Raw genomic sequence first — 6,598 nt, forward strand, 5'->3', positions numbered from 1 at the left:
GAGCCCGGCCTTTTTTCTGGGATCAGAGAACTTCGAGAACCGTCTCCAACGGACGGCCGACCCGTGCGCCCTTGGCGGTTTCCACAATAGGACGTTCCACCAGTACAGGGTTGGCGATCATGGCCGCGCGGATTTCATCATCCGAAGCGCCCGCCGCCACCAGCGCCTTGGCCTCTTCCTCGCGCATACGAAGCATGCCACCCAGGCCCTTGCCCGTAGACGCGGCCAACCGGTCCAGAGTGGCCGCATCCCAGCCGGTCTTCAGATATTCGATGACCTGAGGGCTGAGGCCCTTGTCCTGAAGCAGCTCCAAAGCTTTACGCGAGGTCGAGCATTTGGGGTTGTGATAGAGGGTAACCGTCACGGCAGCTTCTTCTCATACTGTTGGCAATATCGTCCCCCGCGATAGGCGGTGACCAGTAGAAGCGCAAGGAACGGCTTCAAGGCCATAAGGGCGATGTTCTGCGGCTGGAGCAGAATATCGCGTGTGTGGCCATCCATCATATAGGTGGCGACAGCCGCGATCGAGACGGCCATGATGGCCAAACCGACAATCGGCATAACCGGCCCCGGACGGTGCCATTGCCAGACACCCAGTACGATACAGATCAGCACAATGATCGCCGTCACCGTACCGCTGATCCAGTCAAACACATCGGCGACTCGATCGAACAGCACCGTATCGACAGCCGACGCATCGAGGGTCACCGGCCCTCGTATCCGCTGCAACTGGTTGACGACCTGATCCCGCGTAGGCCGAAACGCGAAGAATACAACGACGGCGAACAGGCCGCGCACCGTCACGGCCAGACAGGCCAGCCGCGCCATGATCCGCGCTTGCCGGTATGATGGAACCTGCCCGAACAGTTGTTTGATCACCGCCAACCCCGCCTCCGATAAGGCTTGGTTATAGGGTCGCCGACAGCTTGGCGAGCCGTTTATTGCAAAGCCCGCCGACAATGGCCGCTACGTAGATACCCAATAGGGCCGCCGCCAACATATCGGACATCAAGAACCAGCCGTCGACCAGGGCCACAACAAACCCGTCCTCGATTTGATAGCTGCCCCGGATGCTCCACAGTTCGATGGCGCACAGAAGCGCCAGAACCATCGGCACCCCCCAACCCGCGCGCCTCCACTGCCAACGCCCGAGCAGGACACAGATCCCGACAGACAAAAACGCACTGCCGATCAAGGCCAGGGACAGCCAGTCCGAAACATAGAACTGTATTGTAGAACCGGCCCGGTGGTGACGACCGGCCATTAACCGCGACATGAAATCGGGCTGCGCCAGCATCCAACCGACGGTGGTCACGGTCTTGGCCCCCATCAAGGCCAGACCCACCACAGACAGCCTGGCCAGAAGGACAGCCCATTTCCTGCGGTCCGGCTTGTTCGCCCCACTCTCGTTCATGTCACCCCGCATCCCCTATGGCGGGATTAGATCACAGAATGAGTTCAGGCAAACGACGATATGCGGGCAGCCCCGCGTAGCCCGCCGATATGCAGCCAGCCACACAGCCCCAGCGCCACAGCGGTGATCACACCGGTCCATGCCGGAAAGCCCCCAAGAGCCAATGGTGCCCCCACCAGCAGGCTGACCAGAATGGACGACAGCTCGAACAGCGACCATGTGATACCGGCCAAGGGCAAAATCCGGTTCGGTTTGCGTAACTGTACAAACGCCAATGTCATGGCCAGCACCGCCAGCCAAAAGGCCAAGGCCGTTGTGCCCCCCCGCTCTTCGGCGGCAACATCGCCAAAGCCCGCCATGATACCCCCTGCATGGGCAAGCAGCACACACGCCCACAGGCCGAAAGCGATGACCGACCCGCGCAGCAGCGCTTTGGCATCCTCGCGCGATTCGATGGGGGCCAACGGGGATAGAAAACGACGGTTCATGCGTAACTCCGGCTTACGGAGAAAAAACCTATCGCGAGACGTCACAGATTCCCATCTGATACGCCATAAATCGTCGCTCCTTCACCTTTGTTCTCCGGAGGGTTAGGGTCGGTACATGGAGCTGACCCCCAACGATGAACTCGTCCTCTCTGCCCTTGCCCCGCGTGCGGGTGAACTGATCGAACGGGCCGTTCGGTGGGTCAAGGTGAACTCGGGCAGCCGCAATACCGAAGGCCTGATGGCTGTGCTGACCGAGCTAGAGGCCGCCTTTGCCCCCCTGCCGGTAAACATGGAGCGTGTGGGCACCGCCAGCTCTACAACAGTCGCCGCCGATGGCACGGTCAGCACCCAGGAATATGCCCCCGCGCTAAAAATCACCTGCCGTCCCGACGCGCCGATCCAGATCATCACCACCGGCCACTATGACACGGTCTTCGATGCGAACAGCCCGTTCCAGACCATCCGCACCCGTGAAGATGGTGCACTGAACGGTCCGGGCATCGCCGATATGAAGGGCGGGATCAGCGTGATGCTGGGCGCGCTCGAAGCGTTCGAGGCCCATCCGCTGAAAGACAATGTGGGCTGGACGGCCCTGCTGTCGCCGGACGAGGAGATAGGGTCGCCCGGATCGGCCCCCCTGCTGGCCGAACTGGGGGCCAGGGGGCACATCGGACTGACCTACGAACCCTCCCTGCCCGACGGTACGCTGGCGGGCGAGCGCAAGGGCAGCGGCAACTATCACCTGATCGTCCGCGGCAAGGCCGCCCATGCAGGCCGCGCCTTCCACGAGGGGGCGAACGCCATCGCCGCCGCCGCCATCATCACCACCCGCCTGCACGCCCTGAACGGCCAGCGCGAGGGCGTGACCGTCAATGTCTCCAAGATCGACGGCGGATCGCCGCTCAACGTCGTGGCCGACAACGCCGTGGTGCGTTTCAACGTGCGGGTGCCCGATGCCCAGTCGGCGTCGTGGGTCGTCGATGCCATCGGCGAGATCACGTCAGAGCCGCCTTTCGACGGCATTGCCCTGCACCTTCACGGCGGGATGACGCGCGCGCCCAAACCGATGGATGCCAGCCAGTCTGCCCTGTTCAATGCGGTGAAGTCAGCGGGCGACCTGCTGGGCCAGTCCATCCGCTGGCAGCCTTCGGGCGGTGTCTGTGAGGGCAACAACCTTCACGCCGCCGGTTTGCCCAATGTCGATACGCTGGGCGTCATCGGCGGCGATATCCATTCCGATCAGGAATATGCGTGGCCCGACAGTTTCTTGGAACGCGCACGCCTGTCGGCCCTTATCCTCAGCAAGATCGCGTCGGGCGAAATCGATGCGAAACGGCTGAAACAGCTTCGCCTGGAGACCCTGTAAGTCATGCTGATTGTTCGCCCCGCCATGCCGACGGACCTCGACGACCTGATGGAACTGGCCATCCTGTCCGGGCCGGGCTTTACCAGCCTGCCCGAAGATCCGGATGTATTGAGCGAGAGACTGGAAATCAGCCAGAAGTCCTTCCGTGGCGAACTGCCAAAGGAAGATGCGTGGTACACGCTGATGCTGGAGGACGGCGACACGGGCGATGTGGACGGCATCGGTTCGGTCAAGGCGACCGTGGGCCTGAAACGGCCCTTCTTCTCCTTCCGTCTGGTGAACAATATCGTCCAGTCGCCGTCGCTGAATGTCCGACTGAACCATCAGACCCTTGTGCTGGTGAACGAGTGCGCGGGGTGGACAGAGGTCGGCTCTCTGTTCCTCAAAGCCGACCGCCGCCGCGGTGGCGCGGGCCGCCTGCTGGCCCAGTCGCGCTATATGCTGATCGGTGCCGAGCCAGATCTGTTTGCCGATACGGTTCTGGCCGAGTTGCGCGGTGTGTTTACCCCTGACGGGGCCTGTCCGTTCTGGGATCATGTGGCGCACAAATTCTTCCCGATGAATTTTGACGATGCCGACCGGATGACCGGATCGACCGACAAACAGTTCATCCTCGACCTGTCACCGCGCCACCCCATCTATGTCGAACTGCTGCCCGAACCGGCACGCGCGGTGATCGGCAAGGTCCACCCGCAAGGCATTCCGGCTATGGCCTTGCTCGAGTCCGAGGGTTTCCGCCCTAACGGGCTGGTCGATATTTTCGATGCCGGTCCTACTGTCACCTGCGGGCGCGACAACATCCGCACGGTGCGCGACGCCCGTGCGCTGAAGGTCGCAATCGGTCACGACATCCAGGCGGATTTGCCCGCCCTGATTTCCACCAACAGCCTGTCCAAATTCCGTGCCGTACGTGTGAAGGCCGATATCCACGACGACACCGTCACCATTACCGCCGATGCCGCTGCGGCCCTGAAGGTCAAAGCCGGCGATTCCGTCCGCGTCAAAGTCTGAGTTGCCCCCATGACCACTTTCCAGTCCATCGATCCCACCACCGGCGAAGTCGTCTGGGAAGGCCCAGAGAGCACCCCGCAGCAGGTCGCAGACGCTGTTGCCAAGGCCCGCGCCGCCATGAAAGATTGGGCGCTGCGCCCACGCGCGGACCGCGTGGCCATCCTGAAGGCCTATCAGGCTAAGCTGAAGGAACGCGCCGCCGAGATCGCCGAGACCATCAGCCGTGAAACCGGCAAGGCCCTGTGGGAGACGCAGGGCGAGGTCGGCTCGATGCAGGGCAAGGTGGACATCTCTATCCGCGCCTATGACGAGCGCACGGGCGAGCGTTCAAACGACACCGCCTTTGGCCGCGCAACCTTGCGTCACCGCCCGCATGGCGTGGCGGCGGTGCTTGGCCCGTTCAACTTCCCCGGCCACCTGCCGAACGGTCACATTGTTCCGGCCCTGCTGGCGGGCGACACGGTCGTGTTCAAGCCGTCCGAAGAAGCCCCCAAGACGGGCGAACTGATGGTGCAATGCCTGCTGGAAGCAGGCGTGCCGGATGGCGTGATCAACATTGTCCAAGGCGGCAAGGACGTCGGCGCGGCCCTGCTGGACCAGAAGATCGACGCCCTGATGTTCACCGGCTCGGGCGCGGCGGGCGCGCATTTCCGCAAGAAGTTCGCCGATGATCCGCACGTGATCCTCGCGCTGGAACTCGGCGGCAACAATCCGCTGGTCGTCTGGGACGTGGCGGATGCAGAGGCTGCGGCCACCCATGTGGTGCAGTCGGCCTTCATCACCTCGGGCCAGCGCTGCTCGTGCGCGCGCCGCCTGATCGTGCCGAACGGCCCGCAGGGTGATGCCGTGGTCGAGGCGGTCACCCAGCTGTCGGACCGTCTGCGTTATGGCGCGTGGAACGGCAATGAAGAGGTTTACGGCGGCCCGCTGATCTCCGCCCGCGCCGCGAAAAAGGCCCTGGCCGACCTACAGGAGCGTATCGATCTGGGGGCCAAGGTCATCCGCGCCTCCGGCCCGATCGATGGCCTTTCGGATGCCTTCGTCAAACCCGCCATCATCGATGTGACGGGTGTGGACGTGCCGGACGAGGAAATCTTCGCGCCCTTCCTGTCGGTCATCCGCGTGGACAGCTTTGATGCCGCGCTGGAAGCCGCCAACGCCACCCGCTACGGCCTGTCGGCAGGCCTGATCAGCGATGATGCCAAGCTGTGGGACCGCTTCATCACCACCATCCGCGCGGGCGTCGTGAACTTCAACCGCCCGACCACCGGCGCGGCGGGCGACATGCCCTTCGGCGGCCTCGGTGCCAGCGGCAACCACCGCCCCAGCGCATACTACGCCGCCGACTACTGCGCCTATCCGGTTGCCAGTTTCGAAGCCGACGGCGTCAAGAACATCACCGGTGAAATCAAGGGCTTGATGTAATGGGTCCACACGCGGTCGAAGCCAATGCCGATGGATTGATCGGGCCGACGCACTCCTATGCGGGTCTGTCGCCGGGCAATCTGGCGTCCAGCCTGAACAAGGCGAAGGCTTCGTCTCCGCGTGCCGCAGTCCTGCAGGGGCTGGACAAGATGAAGCGGCTGGCCGACCTCGGCCTGCCGCAGTTCGTCCTGCCCCCGCATGAACGCCCGAACATCCCCTTCCTGCGCTCTCTGGGCTTTACAGGTAACGACGCGCAGGTGCTGGAGCGGGCATGGAAGGACGCGCCGAGCTTTGCCGCCGCCGCCTGTTCGGCCTCGCCCATGTGGGCGGCCAATGCCGCGACCGTGACCCCCAGTGCAGACAGCCAAGATGGCCGCGTGCATTTCACGCCCGCCAATCTGGTCACCAACCTGCACCGCAGCCTTGAACACGAGCAGACGCAAAGGGCGCTGACCGCCCTCTTCCCCGACGCGAGCCATTTCGCCGTCCATCCGGCCCTGTCGCCTGTCAGCCATTTGGCCGATGAGGGCGCGGCCAACCATGTCCGCCTGTGCGCCGACCACGGCAGCGAGGGCGTGAACCTGTTCGTCTGGGGCCGCGACGCGTTCGAGGCGTGGGATGGCCCCTTCCCCGCCCGCCAGACCCGCGAGGCGTGCGAGGCCATCATGCGCCGCCATACCGCCTCGAACGTGGTGCTGGCCCGTCAGGGACGCGAGGCCATCGCGGGCGGCACCTTCCACAATGACGTGGTGTGTGTGGGCGCGCTGGATACCCTCTTCTTCCACGAACTGGCGTTTGAAGACCTTGAGGCCACCAAGGCCGCCATCCGCGCCGCCGCCAAGGGCTTCGAGCCGAAGTTCGTCGAGGTTTCCGCCGCCGACCTGCCACTGGCCG

8 protein-coding genes are annotated in these 6,598 nt (G+C 63.7%); 4 read left to right on the plus strand and 4 right to left on the minus strand.

Annotated elements, in window-relative coordinates:
• Nucleotides 1-22: 22 nt before the first annotated feature.
• Genes B3H86_RS08800 through B3H86_RS08815 form a run of 4 tightly spaced genes read right to left on the minus strand, consistent with a single transcriptional unit; the run spans nt 23 to nt 1,902 of the window.
• On the minus strand, nt 23-364 hold the full coding sequence (locus B3H86_RS08800) for an arsenate reductase family protein (RefSeq protein ID WP_292053045.1): 342 nt from the start codon (nt 362-364) through the stop codon (nt 23-25).
• Entirely contained in the window at nt 361-885 is a 525-nt protein-coding gene (locus tag B3H86_RS08805) for a hypothetical protein (protein ID WP_292053047.1), read from the minus strand. The genes B3H86_RS08800 and B3H86_RS08805 overlap by 4 nt, the downstream gene beginning before the upstream one ends.
• A gap of 22 nt (nt 886-907) precedes the next feature.
• Nucleotides 908-1,414, minus strand: a complete 507-nt coding sequence (locus B3H86_RS08810; RefSeq protein WP_292053049.1) for a hypothetical protein — start codon at nt 1,412-1,414, stop codon at nt 908-910.
• A 44-nt stretch (nt 1,415-1,458) separates the two neighbouring features.
• The gene (locus B3H86_RS08815; protein ID WP_292053051.1) at nt 1,459-1,902 is read right to left on the minus strand and encodes a hypothetical protein; all 444 of its coding nucleotides are present in this window, start codon (nt 1,900-1,902) and stop codon (nt 1,459-1,461) included.
• Nucleotides 1,903-2,017: 115 nt separating this feature from the next.
• Between B3H86_RS08815 and B3H86_RS08820 the strand changes: the two genes are divergently transcribed.
• From B3H86_RS08820 to B3H86_RS08835, 4 genes are all read left to right on the plus strand, one after another.
• Nucleotides 2,018-3,268: a hydrolase gene (locus B3H86_RS08820; RefSeq protein WP_292053052.1), complete on the plus strand. Its 1,251-nt coding sequence runs from the start codon at nt 2,018-2,020 to the stop codon at nt 3,266-3,268.
• A 3-nt stretch (nt 3,269-3,271) separates the two neighbouring features.
• Entirely contained in the window at nt 3,272-4,279 is a 1,008-nt protein-coding gene (locus B3H86_RS08825) for an arginine N-succinyltransferase (protein ID WP_292053054.1), read from the plus strand.
• Between the two features lie 9 nt (nt 4,280-4,288).
• Nucleotides 4,289-5,704: a succinylglutamate-semialdehyde dehydrogenase gene (astD, locus tag B3H86_RS08830; RefSeq protein WP_292053056.1), complete on the plus strand. Its 1,416-nt coding sequence runs from the start codon at nt 4,289-4,291 to the stop codon at nt 5,702-5,704.
• On the plus strand, nt 5,704-6,598 hold an 895-nt coding region (locus B3H86_RS08835; RefSeq protein WP_292053058.1), incomplete at its 3' end, for an N-succinylarginine dihydrolase. The genes astD and B3H86_RS08835, both read left to right, overlap by 1 nt.

The organism is Brevundimonas sp. UBA5866, from assembly GCF_002432125.1.
GTDB lineage: Bacteria > Pseudomonadota > Alphaproteobacteria > Caulobacterales > Caulobacteraceae > Brevundimonas.

What these genes read in the sequence shown, in the direction of transcription:
- B3H86_RS08810 (WP_292053049.1), bottom strand. Translation starts at nt 1,414, where the DNA reads ATGAACGAGAGTGGGGCGAACAAGCCGGACCGCAGGAAATGGGCTGTC.
- B3H86_RS08815 (WP_292053051.1), bottom strand. Translation starts at nt 1,902, where the DNA reads ATGAACCGTCGTTTTCTATCCCCGTTGGCCCCCATCGAATCGCGCGAG.
- B3H86_RS08820 (WP_292053052.1), top strand. Translation starts at nt 2,018, where the DNA reads ATGGAGCTGACCCCCAACGATGAACTCGTCCTCTCTGCCCTTGCCCCG.
- B3H86_RS08825 (WP_292053054.1), top strand. Translation starts at nt 3,272, where the DNA reads ATGCTGATTGTTCGCCCCGCCATGCCGACGGACCTCGACGACCTGATG.
- astD (WP_292053056.1), top strand. Translation starts at nt 4,289, where the DNA reads ATGACCACTTTCCAGTCCATCGATCCCACCACCGGCGAAGTCGTCTGG.